Source organism: Paenibacillus sp. J45TS6, from assembly GCF_018403285.1.
Classification (GTDB): Bacteria; Bacillota; Bacilli; order Paenibacillales; family Paenibacillaceae; genus Paenibacillus.
This window is the reverse complement of record NZ_BOSJ01000004.1, coordinates 278721-298671: the sequence shown is the minus strand read 5'-3', so window position 1 is coordinate 298671 and position 19951 is coordinate 278721. Positions and strand designations below refer to the sequence as shown.

The window sequence follows — 19951 nt, the reverse complement described above, 5'->3', positions numbered from 1 at the left end:
ATATATTTCCTCCTTGTTTTGTAAATCTACAGCATCACATGGGCATAGAAGAGCCCTGCAACAAATTTCCTCCACGGAAACTATTGCCAAGGGCGCTTTCTTTTATTATACATGTTTCTTAGTAACTAGCGACGTTCAATCGGGATATACTTCTGATTCGTCGGACCGGTATACTCTGCACGAGGACGAATAATCCGGTTATCAGAAAGTTGTTCAAGGATATGAGCAGTCCATCCAGACACACGACTAATCGCAAAAATCGGTGTGAACAATTCTCTATCAATACCAAGCTGTGTGTACACAGAGGCTGAATAGAAATCTACATTCGGTTTCAGACCTTTTTGAGAGGTGATCAACTCTTCAATCTGAACTGACATCTCATATAGATCGGTATTTCCTTTTTGCTCTCCAAGTTCAAGAGACATTCTTTGCAGATGTTTCGCACGCGGGTCGCCATTTTTATATACCCGATGACCAAAACCCATAATCTTTTGGCGGTTATCCAGTTTGTCTTGAATGTAGGATTCGAGTTTTTCTACTGAACCGATCTCACTAAGCATCTTCATTACCGCTTCATTGGCTCCACCGTGAAGAGGACCTTTGAGCGCTCCGATAGCTGAAGTCACCCCTGAATAAATATCAGATAGCGTAGCTACCGTCACTCGGGCAGCAAATGTTGAGGCATTAAGTTCGTGGTCTGCGTGAAGCACGAGTGCTTGATCAAGCGCTTTTACAGATGTTTCGGACGGTTCTTCACCCGTCAGCATATACAGGAAATTCTCGGCGATGGATACACCCTGTTTAGGCGCTACGGGTTCATTTCCTTCACGAATTCGGGCAATCGCTGCAACGATAGTTGGAAGCTGAGCCTGCAATTTCACTGCTTTAATCTCATTTGCTTCCTGTGAATCATCTTCAGCATTCTCATCATAAAGTGCCAAAGCTGAAATGGCAGAACGAAGAGCCGCCATGGTGTTTAGTTTTTTTGGATATAATTTAATTTGAGAAATAAGTGCATCAGGAATAGGTGCATATTCACTTAGCTTCTGTTTTAGGTTATCAAGTTCAATTCTGTTCGGCAGTTTGCCAAACCAGAGCAGATAAGCAACTTCTTCAAAGCAAGCATTGGATGCTAAATCATCAATATCATACCCACGATAAGTGAGGACGCCGTCAACAATAGAACTGATTGAGGAAGTTGTCGCCACAATGCCTTCAAGTCCTTTGGTAGCTGTCATTTTACACCTCTCCTTTTGTACAAAATAGAGTTCTAATCAAAATGAAAACAGTTACATTATTAAATATTCGTAAGAAATTCTAGGCTCTGCAGACATCATGTGTAAAAGTATCACTTCCATCATCATACTGGATTTTGTCGATGATGTGAACAATTTGAAGGTTTCAAAGGATATCAAAGATTTCTTTCACAGGCATAAGTATTTTTTTGTAACCACTTTCATTGACAAATAAGGATTGCTATGTATATATTTACCTACCATAAAAAGGAGCAGGAAGAAATTATTCTCCCTGCTCCTATAAATAATCAGAATCGCCGATGAATTCTAATTTTTCCTTCTTTCAATTTCTTCTCCAGCCATTTTAATAAAAAGATTCGATATAATGGTCTTGTCAGCGGAAAGAGAAGAGTAAAGCCAATAATATCAGTTACAAACCCTGGAATGACAAGTAGCATGCCCCCTACAAAAACACAGAGGCCATCCAGCATCTTACGGCCAGGCACCTGGCCATTTTGCATTTCTCTTCGGGTGTCCTGCATTACTTTACGGCCTTCAAATTGCATCATCGCGATCCCGATCAGCGATGTTAAAACAATCAACAAAATCGTGGATCCAGCGCCGATTCTTTCACTTACCCATATAAATCCAAACAATTCCACACCGGGAATGATTAAAAGCGCAGCCCACATCCAATTTCGCATGTACGGTTACTCCCTTCCAAGCCTTAAAGCCTTACTTAATGCATCGTACAGGTTCGGAAAACTTTTATCAAGTCTAACAGGCCGAAAATCACCGTTTACCCATGCATGCTGCGTAGTGCCGGTAACAAGAAGTTCACCTGGAAGCTCCGCAGATGAGGTGATAGGGCCTAAGGAGATCGGGCTTTGCCCTTGTAATGACAAACTCTCATCTCTCCGCACTTCATACTCATAAGTAAGCCGAACACTGCTCATTTGATTGATTCGAGTCCAAACGGTGACACAATCATCATATTTGGCAGGTTTTTTGTATTTGAGATCGAGACCGATTACAGGTAACATCACCCCTGCTTCTTCCATACTGCGATACGTCAGCCCAAGACTGCGGATCATCTCGGTTCTGCCAATCTCAAACCAATTCACATAATTGGCATGATACACAACGCCCATTTGGTCACTTTCCTGATAACGCACACGAAAACAAGTACCGAACCACGCACTTTTCTCTTGCCCGTCCCTATCCTTTATTGGACTCATAGGTTTTCACATCCTTTACAGAGGTTCATTACTGTGAAAAAAGCAATGGGACCCATTGGCCCCATTGCTTTTTGTCGTCTTTTATTTTAATTATATCGATTAGATATGATCAATTTTGATGAGGTTAGTAGAACCAGAGCGTCCAAGTGGAATACCTGCTGTAATAACAACAAGATCGCCTTCTTCTACAATACCGGATTTTCTGCCGCCTTCTACTGCATTTGCAAACAATCCGTCCGTAGTATCACAAGGTTTACCTTTAACAGGAGTTACACCCCAAGTCAAAGCTAGCTTACGCATCGTACGGTCTTCATTTGTTACGGCTACGATTGGAGCTTCAGGACGGTATTTGGAAACCATACGAGCAGTATGACCAGATTCCGTTGAAGTAAGAATTGCTTTTGCATGTAGTTCATATGCACTAATTGCAACAGATTGGCTGATCGCCTCAGTTACAGTGATTTCTTGAGCACTACGTTGCTTTTTATAAAGTTCTTTGTAATTTAAAGCAGATTCTGCTTTTTCTGCAATACGAGCCATTGTTAGAACAGACTCAACTGGGTATTTCCCTGCTGCTGTCTCACCAGACAACATGATTGCATCTGTACCGTCAAAGATTGCGTTCGCAACGTCACTCGCTTCAGCACGAGTTGGACGAGGGTTACGCTGCATAGAATCCAACATTTGAGTTGCAGTAATTACTGGTTTACCAGCAATGTTACACTTCTCAATCATGCGTTTTTGCACAAGAGGTACCTCTTCTGCAGGAATTTCTACACCAAGATCACCACGAGCAACCATTAAACCATCGGAAGCTTCAAGAATTTCATCAAGGTTATCTACACCTTGTTGGTTTTCAATTTTGGAGATAATGTGGATATGGCCAGCGTTATGCTTTTCAAGCAATTCGCGAATTTCAAGTACGTCACTTGCTTTACGTACGAAGGAAGCCGCAACAAAATCGATACCTTGTTCAATTCCGAAAATGATATCGTTAGCATCTTTCTCGGTAATACCTGGCAGGGAAATGTTAACTCCTGGTACGTTAACGCCTTTTTTGCTCTTAATCGTACCGCCGTTAACGATGCGGCATTTAATTTCTGTGCCATTTACTTCCACTACTGTTAAACCGATCAAACCGTCATCAATCAAAATTGTTGATCCTGGAGATACATCTCCTGGCAGATCTTCATAAGTAACAGAAATACGATCTTTAGTACCGAGGATTTCTTCGGTTGTAAGGGTAACAAACTCATCTTGAACTAGTTCAATCGGTTCTACTTCAAGTTTACCTGTACGAATCTCAGGACCTTTCGTGTCAAGCAAGATTGCAACAGTCTTGTTCAACTCTTCAGAAGCCTGACGAATCGTTTTGATACGTGCTCCGTGCTCTTCATAATCACCGTGGGAGAAGTTTAGACGTGCTACATTCATACCAGCCATGATCAACTTTTTTGTGTTCTCCAACGATTCACTGGAAGGACCAATGGTACATACAATTTTTGTTTTGCGCATTTTTGTAGTTTCCTCCGTTTTCAAGACTCTCTTTATATATCCTTTTCCAACAATTAAATCTACTACAAATTTCGTCATTTGTATAGGAACTTTGTCATATTAATCTTTGCCGAAAGAAGAATCTTCTAAAAGAGGGTCTTTTATTTTTCTAAATTTTCTTGAAACTTTCCGATTTTGCGGAATTTGTTGTATCGATCTTGACGAAGTTCTTCCCCTGTCATACTTATTAACTCGGAAAGATGCTGCTCAATCATTAGTTTAATTGATTTGGCTGTCGCTTCGTAGTCAAGATGAGCTCCGCCTTTAGGTTCAGGAACAATGTCTTCAATAACTTCCATCTCTATTAGATCCTGTGCTGTAATCTTCATAGCTTCTGCTGCTTGGTCTGCCTTCGCGGCATCTTTCCACAGAATAGAAGCTGCACCGTTAGGCGAAATTACAGAATAAATGGCATGCTCCAGCATAAGTACCCGGTTTCCAACGGCCATCGCTAATGCTCCGCCGCTTCCACCTTCTCCAATTACGACACAAATGACAGGTACTGACAGCTTCGCCATTTCAATTAAATTGCGAGCAATTGCTTCTGACTGTCCTCTTTCTTCCGCTGTTTTACCAGGATAAGCACCTTTAGTGTCAATAAACGTAATGATTGGACGACCAAACTTGTCCGCTTGGCGCATCAAACGAAGTGCTTTTCGAAACCCTTCCGGATGAGCGCTCCCGAAAAATCGTGCAATGTTATCTTTGGTATCTTTACCTCGCTGCTGACCAATAACCGTCACCGGTCTGCCTCCAAGTTTAGCAAGACCTCCTACTACTGCGAGATCATCACCAAACAGGCGATCGCCATGAAGTTCCATGAAATCGGTAAAAACAAGCGTTATAAGATCTAGTGAGGTTGGACGCTGATGATGCCTTGCAATATGCATTTTCTGAGGAGCCGTGATGGAAGAATATACTTCTTCCTCAAGTTTGGCATATCGCTCTTCCAATCGGTTTACCTCATCTGTAAAGTCAATTCCTTTTTCAAGACCGAACTGCTGAAGCTCTTCAATCTTCTTGCGCATCTCCGTAAGGGGCGCTTCATGTGGCAACTCTCCCGCCAACTTACACCTCTCCCTTCACTTCATGCATATCTAGTAATTTGGCTAGAGTAGTCCGTAAATCTTTACGATGTACTACCATATCGAGCTGTCCATGCTGCAAGTTAAATTCAGCAGTTTGAAAATCATCCGGTAACTTTTGACGAATAGTTTGCTCAATTACAATTCGGCCGGCAAATCCAAAAATAGCTCCTGGCTCCGCAATGTTAATGTCGCCAAGCATAGCAAAGCTGGCAGACACACCGCCTGTTGTTGGATCAGTGATGACAGAGATATACAGTCCCCCCTGCTCGTCCAATCTTGCAAGAGCACTGCTTGTCTTAGCCATCTGCATTAAACTTAAGATACTCTCCTGCATTCTAGCTCCTCCGGATGTGGAGAAGATAATCAGAGGCAACTTTTTCTGGGTCGCTTTCTCTATAGCCCTTGTGATTTTTTCGCCAACCACCGAACCCATACTTCCCGAAAAGAAGTCAAAACTCATAACACAGACCACTACAGGATGACCATCTATGCTGCCTTCACCAGTAACTACAGCATCCTTCAGACCTGATTTCATGGTTTGTTGTTCAAGCTTTGATTTGTAACCTGGGAACTCTAATGGATCCACTGAGACCATATCCGAGTCATATTCGATAAAGCCTTCATCAAGTGTCATCTTGACACGTTCCATTGCATTTAAACGCATATGATAGCCGCACGAAGGACAGACTTTCAGATTCTTTTCAAGCTCTTTACTATATTGAATCGTGCCACATTTACTGCACTTGTTCATGAGCCCTTCCGGGACCTCACGTCTTGGGCGGTCCACTCCTTCAGGAGCATCATTCTGCCCTGTTCGCTCTGAAGGTATGGTCGCGTATTTCCGCTTTTTCTGGAATATATCTTTGAACACAACTACACCTCTTCAGCCGTAAATTTGATGGCTTGCTAGTCTAGATATGACCAGCCATTAACAACATAGCATGGGCAAACATAAAAAGTGCCTATACGCAAAAAAAAGAGGAGACAGACACACACAGACAAGGGAGTCGTTCGCTCTTTCCTTTAAATTCCCTGCCGCATAAAATAGGTCCGCAAACAAGAATAGAACTCCATTGCTTCATTTAGGAATGCAAGATGGAATTCAGTACTTCCTGAACCTCTTCTAACTCACCGGAGGGAACGAGAATTTCATACTGTTGCTTGGATAAACTGATGGGACGGGTCTGTACTAGAAATCCTTCATCCGCAAGCCGAGTTTTTAGTCTGTCAGCAATTTTCGCTGTCGGTGCAATATATATCACCGTCCACATGCCATTTCCGCCCCCTAAGCCCTATGATCAAAGCTCGCATAATGGCTTAATGATAACATAACTCTCTTTTTTTTCGCAAGAAAGGCTTGGAGGCAGAATGATTCATGTATTTTTACCTATTCATGTAACTATTGTTTTCGCCTATTTTTACTTAAGATAAACCTTTATTTATGGATTAAAAGGATAATTTTTGGCGCTGATGTTCTTATGAGCAATTCTTGCAGATGCGGCAGCGGCAAGACCTGCAACTAAATCATCCAAAAAAACATGAACTCCTGAATTTTTGTCATTCAGTGTTTCAATGATCCCCATTTTCTCTTTATCTAAGTAACCAAAACTCGTCAGACCAATCATCCCATATACACTAGTAATACCAAGTGCTAGAGTCTCGTCCACACCATAAAGGGGCTCATCAGCTTCGAGCAGTGCCTGAAGTGGCTGCGGTAACAGTTTTTTCTCTGCGAGCTCATCCAGTGCAATTCCTGTGTAAAGTGTATACTGGACCTCCCGTTTACATAAAACCGCACGAACACTCTCCACACACTCTTCTTCTTTCAGTTCCGGGTGAAACTTCTTCTGAAGGGTGAATACGATCTCTGCAATCGATTCAATCGTCACACCTCGTCGTTTCAGCATCGCTTCCACAATTTCATATGACATCCGCTGATTCCCCCATCCCTGTAGCCATGATTGTCTCATTTTGAAAAGGTCTATACCAAAGTGAGAGCAAACCATCTACTTAAAAATGCACCAAATGTTTGGTGTTCCTAAGTGTATGCAGCCGGGATGGAAATTGTTCGTAAAAAGTACGTTAAATGAATCATTTTCACAAGACCTTACTCTTGCTTAATCACAAGTATTACTTCACTACGACGGTTCCCTTACCCAGAATTTCTTCAAGCCCGGCAATCAGTTCAGGAGAAGGTTTGATACTATAAGCCTCACTTAATGCTCTATAAGACCTGTGCTCTTCATAGAATAAAACAGTTGTTACAGGTCCGGGATGTTGCTGTAATACAGCCTTCAGTTTTGTAAGGACACCTGACTTTTCTGCTGCTGATGTTATCTTCATATACACCCGCTGTTTTACACGCACGTTAAGTTTAGGTGTTGACTCGTTTCCTGACCCCGTCTTAGTTGTCCCTTTCGCTTTGTGAGAAGCAATAGAAGTCCCCCTAGGCGATGTATTCACTGTAGCACGGTTCGCTGCTTCGGGAGTTCGCTGCGACAGAGGAGACGTAGCTGTCTTCGTCTGAACAGAGGAACCATATTTTTTATCCTGCCGCCCTGTACTTCGCTGCTTTTGTAAGGCAAGACGATGTAGGTTCTCACTGGATAAAGGAGCTATTTCGTCAGCAAGGAGCTTAAATCCTTCATCCTGAAGCTGTACTTTAGCTCGAATCGCAAGTAACGCACCTTTGTCAATCAGTTGTGCGCTTTTTCGCCATACTTCTGGAAAAAGAACCACTTCTGTCCGCTCGATCTGATCCTCAAGCTCCATAAAGGCCATCGATTTTCCTTGTTTGGTCGTAATCTGTTTGACCGATACAACCATGCCTGCGGTAACAACCACTGACTCATCTTCGACATCTGCAAGTTCCATCAGCTTGCTTGCTTCTTCTGCCTCCAAAACTTCACTATAATCGTCAAGCGGGTGTCCAGAGAGGTAAAGCCCAAGCAGTTCACGTTCGAGTTCAAGTTGTTGTGACATGCTATGTTCAGGGATATTCGGATACTCAATCTCCCAGTTTGGCGTTTCTACAAAATCAAAAAGTTGAATCTGTAAGTCTTCTCGCTCTTTCCGCCATTTCAGTGCCGCTTCCACCACCTCATCCAGCATGGCAAGCAGCTGTGCCCGGTGGCCTGGAAGCTTGTCAAAAGCACCTGCCTGAATCAGAGATTCAATTACACGTTTATTGCAGACTCTAAGGTCTACTCTTCTGCAAAAATCAAGCAAACTTACAAATGGACCGTCTTTGCTGCGAACAGCAAGGATACTCTCCATCGCTTGAGTTCCGACATTTTTAATGGCAGCCAGCCCAAATCGGATACATCCCTGCGGCTTCTCTTCTTTAGCCGGATCATCTCCAAGAGAGTCTCCATTATGTCCTACGATTGGAGTGAATAAAATCCCGCTCTCATTCACATCAGGCGGAAGAATCGGGATGCCCATTCGTCTGCATTCGACGACATATTCCGCTACTTTCCGGTGATTTCCCATGACCGCAGTTAACATGGAAGCCATAAATGGTGCAGGATAATGTGCTTTCAGATAAGCGGTTTGAAATGCCAAAATCCCATAGGCTGCCGCATGCGCACGCGGGAACCCGTAGTTGGCAAAACGAACAATCATGTCATAGACTTGATCCGCTTCTTCCTTGCTATATCCTTGCGCTGCACTTCCTTTAACAAAGTGTTCTCGTTCACGATCAAGCACTTCTCTTTTTTTCTTGGACACAGCTCTGCGCAGCAAATCTGCTTCTCCAAGTGAAAATCCAGCCATGCTTGAAGCAATCTGCATGATCTGTTCCTGATATACGATAATACCGTACGTATCTTCTAGAACAGGGATGAGATCTTTATGCGGATACTCCACTTCAATGAGTCCATGCTTACCCTGAATATACTTAGGAATAAATTCCATTGGACCCGGACGATATAAAGCAAGTACCGAGATGATATCTTCAAAAACAGAAGGTTTAAGATCCTTCAGCACCTTCCGAATTCCTGCAGATTCCAATTGAAAAATGCCTGTCGTATCCCCATTTCCCAGCATTTCGTAGGTCTTCGGATCATCATCAGAAATATACCGAAAATCTGGAGCTTTGCCTTCCTGTTCACTAACCCAGCTCAAGCAGCGTTCGATGATAGACAGAGTTCTTAGTCCCAAAAAGTCCATCTTGAGCAAACCAATGGACTCTAGGTTTTCCATAGAGTACTGCGTCAGCGCTGCTCCTTCGCTGCCTTCCTGAAGAGGAACCACATCTGTCAGCGGATCTCTCGATATGACAACACCAGCCGCATGTGTCGAAGCATGTCTTGGCATGCCTTCTACTTTTTTCGCCATATCCAGCAGTGCTCTTGTTTTGGGCTTGGTTTCATAGAGTGCTTTGAGCTCAGGAGTGAGTTCGAGCGCCTTGGCAATATTCATGCCAATCTGACCTGGAATCAGTTTTGCTGCTTTATCAACTTCTGCATACGGAATGCTGAGTACTCTTCCCACATCCCTTACTGCTGCCCTCGCAGCCAGTGTTCCAAAGGTAATAATCTGTGCGACATGCTCGCGTCCATATTTTCTGGATACATAGTCGATAACTTCATCTCTTCGCTCATCACTGAAGTCAATATCGATATCAGGCATCGTAATCCGCTCTGGATTTAGGAATCTTTCAAAAAGAAGACGATATTTTATCGGATCGACATTCGTAATGCGTAGAACATAAGCGACAAGGCTTCCCGCTGAGGAACCCCGTCCTGGTCCGGTTGCAATGCCCTCCTGATGGGCATAGGCAATAAAATCCCAAACAATTAAGAAATAATCAGAAAAACCCATTTCTTCAATTACACCAAGCTCATAATACAGCCGGTCAAATAGTTCCTTTTTCCCTTCTTCACTGCTAAAGTGGCTTGTATCCTCATATCGTGATCTAAGTCCTTCTTCACATAGCTGTTTAAGATACTCGCCTGGTGTGAGTCCTTCTGGTATCGGTCTATAGGCCGGCAGAATATAGTTTCCAAACTCAAGTTGCAAGTTGGTACGCTCCGCGATCCGTACTGTATTTTCAATCGCTTCTGGTACATGCGGAAACAGACTTTGCATCTGCTCACTGCTCTTTAAATAGAGCTGGCTTGAGGGGATACGAAGCCGGTCTTCATCATCCACGGTTTTACCCGTACCAATGCAGATGAGTACGTCCTGAACTTCCGCATCCTCTTCAGACAGATAATGAGCATCGTTCGTTGCAACAAGCGGAATATCCAGCTCTTTTGATAGACGAATGAGTTCAGGATTCACTCGTTTCTGTTCAGCGAGACCGTGATCTTGCAATTCAAGATAGAAGCGGTCTCCAAATATCGTTTTATAACGAATAGCAGCCTCTCTAGCTTCATCTATACGTCCCATGAGTACATGCTGCGGAATCTCTCCTCCAAGACACGCACTTAAACAGATGATTCCTTCACTATATTCCGCGAGGCTCTCCATATCGATTCGAGGCTTATAATGAAATCCTTCCAAATGACCTATCGAACAAAGTTTCATTATGTTTTGGTAACCAATATGATTCTGAGCAAGCAATATCAAGTGATAAATGGGTTGATCTTTGCGGTTTCCCCGTTCATGACGAGAACCTGCTGTTATATAAGCTTCACAGCCGATAATTGGCTTGATTCCTTTTGCTACACATGCTTTATAAAAAGGGATTGCTCCGTACATGACCCCGTGGTCTGTTAAAGCAAGAGCCTTCATCCCGTCGTTCGCTGCCTTGTCCACGAGCTCTACAATCCGTGCAGCACCGTCAAGCAGGCTGTATTCGCTATGAACATGTAAATGCACAAATGAACTCATGACCGTTACATCCTTCCCTTAATCATATTTCACGTATTTTATCTTTTCTATTTTATCATAACAAGGCAGGCTCCGCCCATAGAATAGAGTACAAGCAAGCTGTGTCCTTCCTTTCTAGTATTCAAACGAAGGAGGACAGAAAGGAGCCGGACCACATTATGAGTTTCATGTCTAAGATTATCCTTGATTTCTTTATTGCGTTTGGCATTGTACTCGGCGGGGCAATGCTCGGCGGAGTCGGTGCGGTCGTTTCCCTTCAGCCTCCTACCCAGACGATGCTGGATGTTGCAGGCAGAATAAAAATTTGGGCCCTGGCCGCTGCTGTCGGTGGAACGATTGATCCCATGCGTGTCATAGAAAGTAATATGCTGGATGGGAACTTATCTCCTGCGATTAAACAAATCTTGTATCTGATTTTTGCTTTTTTAGGTGCTCATATGGGGACAGAGCTAGTCAAATGGATATGTACAACACGAAACTAGGAAGGAGGTAAACGTCTCATGCGTGTACCGCCAACCTATCTTATACGTCCTTTTATACAATTATCCGGTGTCTTTGTGCTGGGTATGATTATCGGATGCGTCGTCTACAATGCTGTGTTTCATGCAAGTTACAATGAGCTGTGGCTGGAGAACAAAGATTTAAAGATTCAAGAAGAACAGTATATTGAAGATATAAAAACCTTAAAAAAATACAGTAAACGACAAACCGTAATCAAAGAAATTAATATTCGTGCAGAAGAATCAGACAAGATCCCCGACTCGGTTTCTGTGAAGGAGATTATACAACTGTTAGGCGATGAACTTGAGGTGCTGCGGGGCAGAGATGTATATAACATCGATGAGTATAGTAAAATGACCCGAATTATGATGGATAAAAAAACATACACCGTGAGAGAGAAGCCCTACTCTGTCAAAATTACAACCATGCTTGTTATGGAAGGTGTGCTTCAAGTATGGGTCGAAATCACGCCATCCTTTCGTTAAGGAAGCCTAAATCCTATGGGAATTTTTTCAATATACTAGAGGAAATTCATGATACAATGAGGACGACATGTATATTTTTCCCAAAAAGGAGCTGTCTTACCAACCATGCTAGATATCATTAGATACGTTTTATTCGCACTGCTGCTCATCTCTACGATCACCGCGGGTATCTCTAGTGTTCGCAGCAGACGGTCACGTGATCTGCAGCAAAGAGGCCTTTTACAAGCGCTCAGCAATATTTCGATGGGTATCATGCTGATTGTACTGGCATGTATCCAGATGTTCATGTTTCAAGGGTCTACGGTTGCCGTCATCATCGAAGCTATCTTTCTTGTTCTTGGCGCATTCCATGTATTTTCCGGTATTCGTAACCACAGTTACTATGCGAATCAAAAAAGCGAAAAGTCCCCTGTATAAGGCGGACTTTTCGCTATAGTTTATACCCGGTCAATCGCTTGAAGGGTCATGATTGCTTTACAGATTAACTTATGATCTTCATGGATAATATCAATATCCAATTTACAGTTAAGTCTGCTGACTTCAAGAATTCTCGGCACAATACTAATCTTGTCTTCAATCTGTACAGGCCGGACAAAATAAGTTGTTATATTCTCCAGTACATGATCACTGCCTGTCTTCTCCTGAGCAGCTTTATAACCCGCCTGCGTCATTAAGTTGACAAGCACACCTTCCGAGATCGTTCCTAAATCCGTAGCCATCTGCGGAATTATAATCCCATTATATCTAGTGTCTCCTTCGGGACCTCGCTCTTCTACAAACCCATTCCATATCAAATGATCGAACGTTTCACCAAGCTGCGGTTGTTTCTGCGCTTCTCGCATGGCATCCAGCACTTCTCTGCGCTTGACGGAGGTAATGAGCTTCCGATTCCGATCCACAATAGGTAAATAATCAATCCCCTCCGAAGCCATTAACTGAGCCGCAGAAGCAAGAGAAGTTTTGAGGGTTGCTGTAACTGGCTTGCGAACCACACATTTCTCTATCACCTCGTTCTGATCGAGTTCGATGACATCTTTGCGAGTAATAATCCCGATGACCCGATTCCATTCATCTATAACAGGAAAACGGAGTTCTCCTGTTTCCAGAACCAGCCTGCTGAAATCGGAAACCGTACTGCTAAGTTTAAGATAATATGATCTGGGCTTGTCTCCTACGATATCTTCGAGGAGCATAATTTTTTTCTTAATCAGCCGATCAAAAATAGCCCTGTTGATCATAGATGCTACTGTAAAGGTGTCATGTCGGGATGAAATAATAGGAAGGCTCAGCTCATTCGCAAGCTGGATTACTTCTGAACTCGTCTCGAATCCTCCTGTAATCAGCACCCCGGCCCCCTGATTTAAAGCCAGCAAATGGGCATTATCCCGATTTCCTACGATGAGCAAGCTGTCAGCATCAATGTATTTGGCCATTGCTTCTTCTTTCATTGCACCGATAACATACTTGTGGAGTGGCTTAGAAAGCCCCTCTCTGCCTCCCAGAACATACCCTTCTACAATCTCTACTACATCTCCAAACGTCAGCTGTTCTGAAGCACCGCGCAATCTTTTCTCTACTCTTATCGTTCCTACTCTTTCTCTCGTAACAACAAGTCCCGCATTTTCTGCTTCTTTTACAGCCCGGTATGCCGTTCCCTCACTTACACCAAGTTCTTTTGCCAATCCACGAACTGATATTTTGGTTCCAATTTTTAATTGCCTTATGTATTCAAGAAGCTGCACATGCTTCGTAACCGTTTCTTCGTTCCCTTCCAATCTGTTACACCCCTTTATTTCGGAACTGTACTAGTCTGTACTCATTATATCATGAACTACATAAAATAACCAAAAATAGGTTTTCATAGAAACGCAAAAAAGGGCTGTTCTGAAGCCATTTCCAGCTTACAGAACAAACCCTCGCGCGTGAAAATTCACTGTGAACGCTCCTTAGCAGGAACAATTTTCACCGTTTTCCCACTCTCCTTATCTTCCATCCACTTCAGTTCCCACTGACGAAGTTTAGATTTACGTACCCGGTCAAGTGCTTTTCTCTTCTCCTCGTCTACACCCAGAATAAAGTGTAGATTTGCACCAATAACAAGAAGGGCAAAAGCTAACCAAGTAGCACTGAATGCAGCACTCCATCCGGTAAACGAAAGATTAGGCAAGGCATAAATCGTCATTCCACCGGCAATAAGCATGTAGAAAATATGTTTTGCCTTCGATAATTTTAATTTTCCTACCACATTTCTCACTCCTCTTTCTCATGAATCTATATATCTACTCTATGAATGAGAAGTGGTAAATATGTGGACAAATTAGGAAGCGTGAGAAATCAGAGAATTGATCCTACTGATTTGCAGGTCCGCCATATAGATGTTGCAGACTTTCCATAATAATTTTGTTCACGTCTTCAATGATCACACTCAAGCGGCGTTCAGCTTCAAATAGTCTGCGGATATTAAGATTCAGACTAAGAACTTCAAATGATTTTTCCATTTGTTCCATCTCTTCTTGAGCCGGCATATCACCTGACATCATGCGCTGCTGAATTTCGTTTTGGCGTCTGCGGAAGTCTTCGAGCATACGTTTGCTGTCTGGATCTGCATCCACCAATTTCATAGCTGCTGTAATTTCCTGTACTTCTTCGCTTTCTTTCAGTACTTTTGCAAGTTCGTTAGCTTTGTCATGAACATTCATTAATAATTCCTCCCAGCTGATTTTAAATAATACTTCATTTTTAGGTTAGGTTTCAGGCAAGTTAAAAACAATTTTAAAAAGCAGGTCAATCACCAAGGGATATATGTCCTCATATGATGAATCACATGCATTGTTCTATTACCCATTCCACCCTAAAACAGACATCTTGTTTGCCCCCTGGAAGGAGATCCACGATGTCAAAGAAAAAAGTAGCGATCCAAATAAGCGGATCTGGCCTTCTGCAGGATGACGTCGTGATGCTCGGGGATAAATTTCTCAAGCAATGGAAAATCCCCACTGGACGTCCGTTAATCCTCGCATTCGGAAGTTTCAATCAGGAAGTAACCGTTCTTTCCGTCCCGAAATACGAAGGGATGCGGATGAGTCCCTCCTTAGCTAAGAAACTGGGTCTCATTAACCGTTCTGTCCTTCAAATTCGTTATCATGCCGACAGCCGTACACTACGTATTGGTCCGCTCATTAGTGTTCTAATCAGCAGAGACTACCCGGAACAGCTTGAAAAACCTTTTGGTTCAATCACCATGTTCTGTAGAGAACTGGTCGGTGCGTGTCAAAAACAGGGTGCGTATGTGTATTTCATTACTCCAAGTCACGTCGAAACGGTAACTGGGCAAATCGATGGCTGGATTTACGATGATGGCTGGAAAAAAACAGTCATGCCAGTAGCCGACGTCATCAATAATCGGCTTACTTCACGCAAACTTGAGAATAAACCTAGCGTACAGCATTTTGTGAAGGAAGTAAAATCCCTGTACGGAACACAGATGTATAATGAGAAATTTCTCGATAAGCATGAAGTATTCGAAGCGCTGAAAACAAATGCTGGACTTAAACGATATTTGCCTGAATCCCACTTACTTAAGTCCTTCTCTAGATTTAAAAGTATGTGTTTGGCTCATCCCGTTGTATTTCTAAAACCTGTACGGGGCAGTCTTGGCAAAGGTATTATTCGGATTTCACGGCAAACAGACGGCTCCTACCTGACTCATGCCACCTTAGTAGGCGGGGTACAGAAACAAACTTATCCTACTCTAGCCAAACTTTTCACAGGATTATCAGGAAAGATGAAAACAACAAAATTTCAAATTCAGCAAGGGATTCCGCTTATTGATATTGGGAAAAAACCGGTAGACTTCAGGGCTTTGGTCCAGAAGAATAACACAGGAAAATGGAAGGTTACCTCTATTGTGGCGCGGATCGCCGGAGGAAGCCATTTTGTGTCGAATCTGGCTAGAGGCGGCTCACTTAGTACGTTAAAAGAAGCGGTCAATAAAACGCCGCTTCCTCCGGAAGTCAAAAAAAATGCCCTTGCGCAAATGCGCCGAGCGGCTCTTGATATTGCTGCAGCCATTGAAGAAACCATCCCAGCTCATTTTGGAGAACTCGGTATTGATCTTGCTATGGACACGTCAGGAAACATTTGGCTTATTGAGGTGAATTCCAAACCTTCCAAAAATGATAACACACCGCTTTCGGATAACAAGATACGCCCTTCTGTAAAAGCAATGCTTGAATATTCTGCCTACTTGGCAGGCTTCTAAATCCATACATCAGAAAGGAGGAACATGAGATATGCAAGGAACACTCGGTACTCTCGGAGTTCTCGTTAATGAACGAGAAGGTTCACCTCCTTTTGCGGATGAAGTCTTTTGCCAAAGGTTATGTCAGGAAAGTAATAAATTTGATATGGACGTCGTGGTTATTACTCCTAAAGGGTCTGCACCCAATGGAAAATATCAAGCATATCGCTATGTAAATGAGAACTGGACTCAGGAAACGATTGATTTGCCTGATCTGATTTACGACCGTTGTCTCACTCCAGTTCCTGGAGTATTTCGGCGCAGATTACGCCAGGCAAGCAAATCTGCTTCCCGCAAAATCCGGTTTCTCTCCAGAGCACTGCCAGGCAAATGGCATGTATATCAGACACTAAAATCATATGAAATACTGCATAAACATTTACCCGAGACTGAACTTTACACTTCTAAAGATCAGTTGAAAACATGGCTAAAAAAACATCCGGATGGCGTTTTTCTGAAACCGCAAGCAGGATCCCATGGCAAAAGTACCGTGAGGGCTCAGTGGATTTCAGCAGAGCAAACTCTATACATTCAGGGACGAAACCGGTACAACCGGAGCTTCGAGAAACGATTCTCTCATCTCTCTTCCGGCCTTGCACAGCTGCATCGTATTCTCATCACTAAACCTTACATTATCCAGCCATTTTTGCCGCTCATGAATAAAGATACGAAACCATTCGACCTTAGAGCTTTGGTACAAAAAAATGGTATTGGACAATGGGACCTTAGCGGGCTGGTTATTCGGGAAGGCACGGCGGGCAGTCTTACCTCCAATCTTCACGGCGGCGGAACAGCAAAGATTGCCCACACCTTTCTTGAACAAGAATACGGAAAAGAAACTACCTCTCTCCTTTTCGCACAAGCAGCAACACTATCTGCTCTCATTCCGAGTATTCTAGAAAGCCGCTATGGAAGACTGAGCGAGCTTGGCATTGATTACGGCATTGACCGAAACGGTCATCTATGGATTCTTGAAGTGAACTCTAAACCAGGGCGCGCCGCCTTCCTTCTCTCCGGTGATTCCGAGAGTATAAATAAAGCTTGTAATCGACCGCTAGAGTATGCTCGTTATCTGCTGCTCCGTTCACAAGGATCACCTATTCATTAGAGTAATCACAAATAAGAATGGAATAAATCCCTCCAAAGCAAACTGCCAGTTCTGTAAATATACACATCAATAATCCTTTGCGTTTTTGGGATAGGAGGATAAAAATAAATGAGCCTGACATTGTGCAATCTGCATTTTACGAAGCGGCCGGAGAAAATCATCTATCTATCTAATGCCCTCATTAAAAATTTTCAATTATCCGGTAAAAAAAATGTTCATATCCGGCTAGGGAAAAATCGGATTCAAGTAAATCTAAAGCCAATGAAGAAAAGCGGAAAACATATCTATCTTTCAAGTGGTGTTCGCAGTGCGATTAAGGTACCAACAACCGGCGGCATCCTTGTAAAAAATGTCGAAGGAGACGAAGTGCATCTCGGACCACTAATTGGGATTTTATCGGATGGCCCCCCCTCTGCTACCAAACCCTTTGGTTCAAGAACCGGCTTTGTGAAACAGTTACTCAGAGAAGGAAATCAGAAATCGTACACATTTGGTTTTACACCTCGAGATATTGACTGGAGCAGTGAAACGGTAAACGGGTATTTCCTTAACAGCTCTGGCGGATTTGTCAGAAGGCGTGTACCGCTTCCTGATGTGATTTATAATCGTCTGCCGAGCAGACGATCTGATTTCTCGTATTCTACTAACCAGCTCCGAGATCGTTTTGAACGTAAAAACATCCCTTTCTTTAACTGGAGTTTCTTTAATAAATCAGATATATACAAACTCCTCGAAGATGATCAAACCGTCAATGGTTATGTACCCGAGTCCCATCTGAATCCAAGCATGGAGCTTATCAATGAAATGTTAGAAAAACATCAAATTGTGTATTATAAACCTTCTTCCGGAAGCCTGGGTCAAGGTATCTATCGATTGACCTATTTGCCGAGCCGCGGATATTTTTGCCGTTATCGTAAAGCAGGCGGTAATGTACTTTTGCGCTTTAAGACGTTTAAAAGCCTTGCCCGAATGTTAAAAACAAAAATTGGCTCGGAGTCTCATGACTATGTTGCACAGCAAGGAATTAGACTCATAGAAATTGACCGTTGCCCTATCGATTTTCGATTTCACATGCACAAGAATGGAAACAACAAATGGGTTGTCGTGGGGATCGGGGCTAAAAAAGCCGGAAAAGGATCCATTACCACCCACATAAAAAACGGCGGTTCTTTAATGACACCAGAACAAGCGCTCAGCAAAACATTTGGCAGCAGATCATCTGAAGTTTTGCAAAAAACAAAAGATGTCGCTATAAAACTTGCAGAGGCCATTGAATTTCATCATAAGCACGTTCTTGGTGAAATCGGATTTGACCTTGGCATTGATCAGGAGGAACACGTATGGATGTTCGAAGCGAACGCAAAACCAGGGCGATCGATCTTCCGTCACCCTCAGCTCAGAACAGAGGGGAAAGCATCGGTGGAACACATAGTAGACCACTGTTTATATCTAAGTCAGTTCCATCAGAGGGAAGATTTGTGATTGGCGAGATCCGGGACACGAAGCCTACTATTGCGATTCTGACCATGCATGATAAGAAGCTTCTCTTTCGAGGAAATCGCAACAATTTTCGTGACATTATCAACACCGGTGAAGAGCTTGGTTGTTCCGTATACATCGTAACCGTTCGCGACCTGAAGCTGTCTTCTCGAGAAATTAAAGGATATCGTTATGATGAACACGTAAAGGAATGGGTCCAAGACCTGTTCCCCCTTCCTCAGGTGATCTATAATCGTATTCCTCAGCGGGAAGATGAACAAGATCCATTGGTAAAGAAAAAAATACAGGAGTGTCTGGATCATCCAGGCATCACTCTGTTCAATCCTTATTTTTTTAATAAATGGGATCTGTTTGAATGGCTTAGTAAAGGAAAGTCTACCCGTGATTTTATCCCTTATACCAAAAGACTTCGAACCCGGCGAGGATTAGGAAAAGTACTGGAGCAATATCCTTATGTTTATTTAAAGCCAGAAAATGGGAAAGCAGGCAAAGGAATTATGCGGCTTACTTTTCAGCAAAAAGAAAAACTGCCTTATATACTTCGGATACAAGATAACAAAAAAAGTGTGACTTACAAGGCAGCTACTCTACAGAAACTTTGGAACAGAGTCCAATTAGAAACGGAAGATTGCAAATATATCATTCAGCAAGGAATCAAACTCGCCACCTATAAAGGCCGGCCTTTTGATCTTCGCGTACTGGTCCAAAAGAACAACAAAGGCGTATGGAGCCTCTCGGGAATTGGAGCTAGACTTGCTGGACTAAAAAGTATTACCACACATGTTCCCCGCGGCGGCAGCGTGGAGGATCCATATGAACTGTTGTCCGAAGTATTCGGTTCAGAAAGAGCAAGCCAAATTATGAATCATGTGAAAGAGACCGCCATCACTATTGCAAAACAAGTGGAAAAGGCAGCAGGTCATAAACTTGGCGAGATGTCTATGGATCTTGGTGTTAACCCCAGCGGAGGCATCTGTTTCTTTGAAGCCAATGCAAAACCGATGAAATTCGATGAGCCTTTGATACGCAAGCGATCACTCGAGCGAATCATTCATTACTGTACCTATTTAGCGAGACAAATAGAAAATTAGAGAAGGTGATCCT

General features: G+C 43.0%; 19 protein-coding genes. 7 read left to right on the top strand and 12 right to left on the bottom strand.

Going from position 1 to position 19951, the window contains the following annotated elements:
- Nucleotides 1-125: 125 nt before the first annotated feature.
- From citZ to KJS58_RS08525, 9 genes are all read right to left on the bottom strand, one after another.
- Complete coding sequence (gene citZ, locus KJS58_RS08565) at nucleotides 126-1238, bottom strand: citrate synthase (RefSeq protein ID WP_160032941.1); 1113 nt, start codon at nucleotides 1236-1238, stop codon at nucleotides 126-128.
- Nucleotides 1239-1543: 305 nt separating this feature from the next.
- Nucleotides 1544-1939: an FxsA family protein gene (locus KJS58_RS08560; protein ID WP_213532115.1), complete on the bottom strand. Its 396-nt coding sequence runs from the start codon at nucleotides 1937-1939 to the stop codon at nucleotides 1544-1546.
- Nucleotides 1940-1945: 6 nt separating this feature from the next.
- Nucleotides 1946-2464, bottom strand: a complete 519-nt coding sequence (locus tag KJS58_RS08555) for an acyl-CoA thioesterase (protein WP_374705798.1) — start codon at nucleotides 2462-2464, stop codon at nucleotides 1946-1948.
- A 108-nt stretch (nucleotides 2465-2572) separates the two neighbouring features.
- A complete protein-coding gene (gene pyk, locus KJS58_RS08550) occupies nucleotides 2573-3988 on the bottom strand; it encodes a pyruvate kinase (protein WP_213532113.1) in 1416 nt (471 codons plus the stop codon).
- A gap of 140 nt (nucleotides 3989-4128) precedes the next feature.
- A complete protein-coding gene (locus KJS58_RS08545) occupies nucleotides 4129-5094 on the bottom strand; it encodes an acetyl-CoA carboxylase carboxyltransferase subunit alpha (protein ID WP_213532112.1) in 966 nt (321 codons plus the stop codon).
- Nucleotide 5095: 1 nt separating this feature from the next.
- Nucleotides 5096-5986, bottom strand: coding sequence for an acetyl-CoA carboxylase, carboxyltransferase subunit beta (gene accD / locus KJS58_RS08540; RefSeq protein WP_213532111.1), 891 nt, complete (start codon nucleotides 5984-5986; stop codon nucleotides 5096-5098).
- A gap of 211 nt (nucleotides 5987-6197) precedes the next feature.
- A complete protein-coding gene (locus tag KJS58_RS08535) occupies nucleotides 6198-6386 on the bottom strand; it encodes a glutamate decarboxylase (RefSeq protein WP_191797943.1) in 189 nt (62 codons plus the stop codon).
- 168 nt (nucleotides 6387-6554) lie between these two features.
- Nucleotides 6555-7046, bottom strand: a complete 492-nt coding sequence (locus KJS58_RS08530) for a phosphatidylglycerophosphatase A family protein (RefSeq protein ID WP_213532248.1) — start codon at nucleotides 7044-7046, stop codon at nucleotides 6555-6557.
- A gap of 199 nt (nucleotides 7047-7245) precedes the next feature.
- A complete protein-coding gene (locus KJS58_RS08525) occupies nucleotides 7246-10953 on the bottom strand; it encodes a DNA polymerase III subunit alpha (RefSeq protein ID WP_213532110.1) in 3708 nt (1235 codons plus the stop codon).
- 155 nt (nucleotides 10954-11108) lie between these two features.
- On the opposite strand from KJS58_RS08525, the gene KJS58_RS08520 reads away from it, so the two are divergent.
- The 3 genes from KJS58_RS08520 (at nucleotide 11109) to KJS58_RS08510 (ending at nucleotide 12356) form a co-directional block, all read left to right on the top strand.
- Nucleotides 11109-11435 (top strand): YtrH family sporulation protein, encoded by a 327-nt coding sequence (locus tag KJS58_RS08520; RefSeq protein WP_191798628.1) that lies wholly within the window; start codon nucleotides 11109-11111, stop codon nucleotides 11433-11435.
- Nucleotides 11436-11453: 18 nt separating this feature from the next.
- Nucleotides 11454-11939: a sporulation membrane protein YtrI gene (locus tag KJS58_RS08515; protein ID WP_213532109.1), complete on the top strand. Its 486-nt coding sequence runs from the start codon at nucleotides 11454-11456 to the stop codon at nucleotides 11937-11939.
- A gap of 105 nt (nucleotides 11940-12044) precedes the next feature.
- On the top strand, nucleotides 12045-12356 hold the full coding sequence (locus tag KJS58_RS08510; protein ID WP_213532108.1) for a YtpI family protein: 312 nt from the start codon (nucleotides 12045-12047) through the stop codon (nucleotides 12354-12356).
- A gap of 20 nt (nucleotides 12357-12376) precedes the next feature.
- On the opposite strand, the gene KJS58_RS08505 is transcribed toward KJS58_RS08510, so the two are convergent.
- The 3 genes from KJS58_RS08505 to KJS58_RS08495 form a co-directional block, all read right to left on the bottom strand.
- Nucleotides 12377-13714 carry a DRTGG domain-containing protein gene (locus tag KJS58_RS08505; RefSeq protein WP_213532107.1) on the bottom strand — a complete coding sequence of 446 codons (1338 nt, stop codon included), beginning with the start codon at nucleotides 13712-13714 and terminating at the stop codon, nucleotides 12377-12379.
- A gap of 155 nt (nucleotides 13715-13869) precedes the next feature.
- Nucleotides 13870-14139 carry a hypothetical protein gene (locus KJS58_RS08500; RefSeq protein ID WP_213532247.1) on the bottom strand — a complete coding sequence of 90 codons (270 nt, stop codon included), beginning with the start codon at nucleotides 14137-14139 and terminating at the stop codon, nucleotides 13870-13872.
- Nucleotides 14140-14287: 148 nt separating this feature from the next.
- The gene (locus KJS58_RS08495) at nucleotides 14288-14638 is read right to left on the bottom strand and encodes a YlbF/YmcA family competence regulator (RefSeq protein WP_213532106.1); all 351 of its coding nucleotides are present in this window, start codon (nucleotides 14636-14638) and stop codon (nucleotides 14288-14290) included.
- Between the two features lie 194 nt (nucleotides 14639-14832).
- On the opposite strand from KJS58_RS08495, the gene KJS58_RS08490 reads away from it, so the two are divergent.
- The 4 genes from KJS58_RS08490 (at nucleotide 14833) to KJS58_RS08475 (ending at nucleotide 19938) form a co-directional block, all read left to right on the top strand.
- Nucleotides 14833-16200: a YheC/YheD family endospore coat-associated protein gene (locus tag KJS58_RS08490; protein ID WP_213532105.1), complete on the top strand. Its 1368-nt coding sequence runs from the start codon at nucleotides 14833-14835 to the stop codon at nucleotides 16198-16200.
- Nucleotides 16201-16231: 31 nt separating this feature from the next.
- The gene (locus tag KJS58_RS08485; RefSeq protein ID WP_213532104.1) at nucleotides 16232-17347 is read left to right on the top strand and encodes a YheC/YheD family endospore coat-associated protein; all 1116 of its coding nucleotides are present in this window, start codon (nucleotides 16232-16234) and stop codon (nucleotides 17345-17347) included.
- 108 nt (nucleotides 17348-17455) lie between these two features.
- Nucleotides 17456-18829, top strand: a complete 1374-nt coding sequence (locus tag KJS58_RS08480; RefSeq protein WP_213532103.1) for a YheC/YheD family endospore coat-associated protein — start codon at nucleotides 17456-17458, stop codon at nucleotides 18827-18829.
- Nucleotides 18826-19938: a YheC/YheD family endospore coat-associated protein gene (locus tag KJS58_RS08475; protein ID WP_249717034.1), complete on the top strand. Its 1113-nt coding sequence runs from the start codon at nucleotides 18826-18828 to the stop codon at nucleotides 19936-19938. The genes KJS58_RS08480 and KJS58_RS08475 overlap by 4 nt, the downstream gene beginning before the upstream one ends.
- The last annotated feature ends 13 nt before the right edge of the window (nucleotides 19939-19951 follow it).

Bases quoted from the DNA above. Each gene is read 5' to 3' on its own strand.
- KJS58_RS08510 (WP_213532108.1), top strand. From the start codon at position 12,045: ATGCTAGATATCATTAGATACGTTTTATTCGCACTGCTGCTCATCTCT.
- pyk (WP_213532113.1), bottom strand. From the start codon at position 3,988: ATGCGCAAAACAAAAATTGTATGTACCATTGGTCCTTCCAGTGAATCG.
- KJS58_RS08480 (WP_213532103.1), top strand. From the start codon at position 17,456: ATGAGCCTGACATTGTGCAATCTGCATTTTACGAAGCGGCCGGAGAAA.
- KJS58_RS08530 (WP_213532248.1), bottom strand. From the start codon at position 7,046: ATGTCATATGAAATTGTGGAAGCGATGCTGAAACGACGAGGTGTGACG.
- KJS58_RS08485 (WP_213532104.1), top strand. From the start codon at position 16,232: ATGCAAGGAACACTCGGTACTCTCGGAGTTCTCGTTAATGAACGAGAA.
- KJS58_RS08495 (WP_213532106.1), bottom strand. From the start codon at position 14,638: ATGAATGTTCATGACAAAGCTAACGAACTTGCAAAAGTACTGAAAGAA.
- KJS58_RS08515 (WP_213532109.1), top strand. From the start codon at position 11,454: ATGCGTGTACCGCCAACCTATCTTATACGTCCTTTTATACAATTATCC.
- citZ (WP_160032941.1), bottom strand. From the start codon at position 1,238: ATGACAGCTACCAAAGGACTTGAAGGCATTGTGGCGACAACTTCCTCA.
- KJS58_RS08560 (WP_213532115.1), bottom strand. From the start codon at position 1,939: ATGCGAAATTGGATGTGGGCTGCGCTTTTAATCATTCCCGGTGTGGAA.
- KJS58_RS08535 (WP_191797943.1), bottom strand. From the start codon at position 6,386: ATGTGGACGGTGATATATATTGCACCGACAGCGAAAATTGCTGACAGA.
- KJS58_RS08490 (WP_213532105.1), top strand. From the start codon at position 14,833: ATGTCAAAGAAAAAAGTAGCGATCCAAATAAGCGGATCTGGCCTTCTG.
- KJS58_RS08525 (WP_213532110.1), bottom strand. From the start codon at position 10,953: ATGAGTTCATTTGTGCATTTACATGTTCATAGCGAATACAGCCTGCTT.
- KJS58_RS08500 (WP_213532247.1), bottom strand. From the start codon at position 14,139: ATGCTTATTGCCGGTGGAATGACGATTTATGCCTTGCCTAATCTTTCG.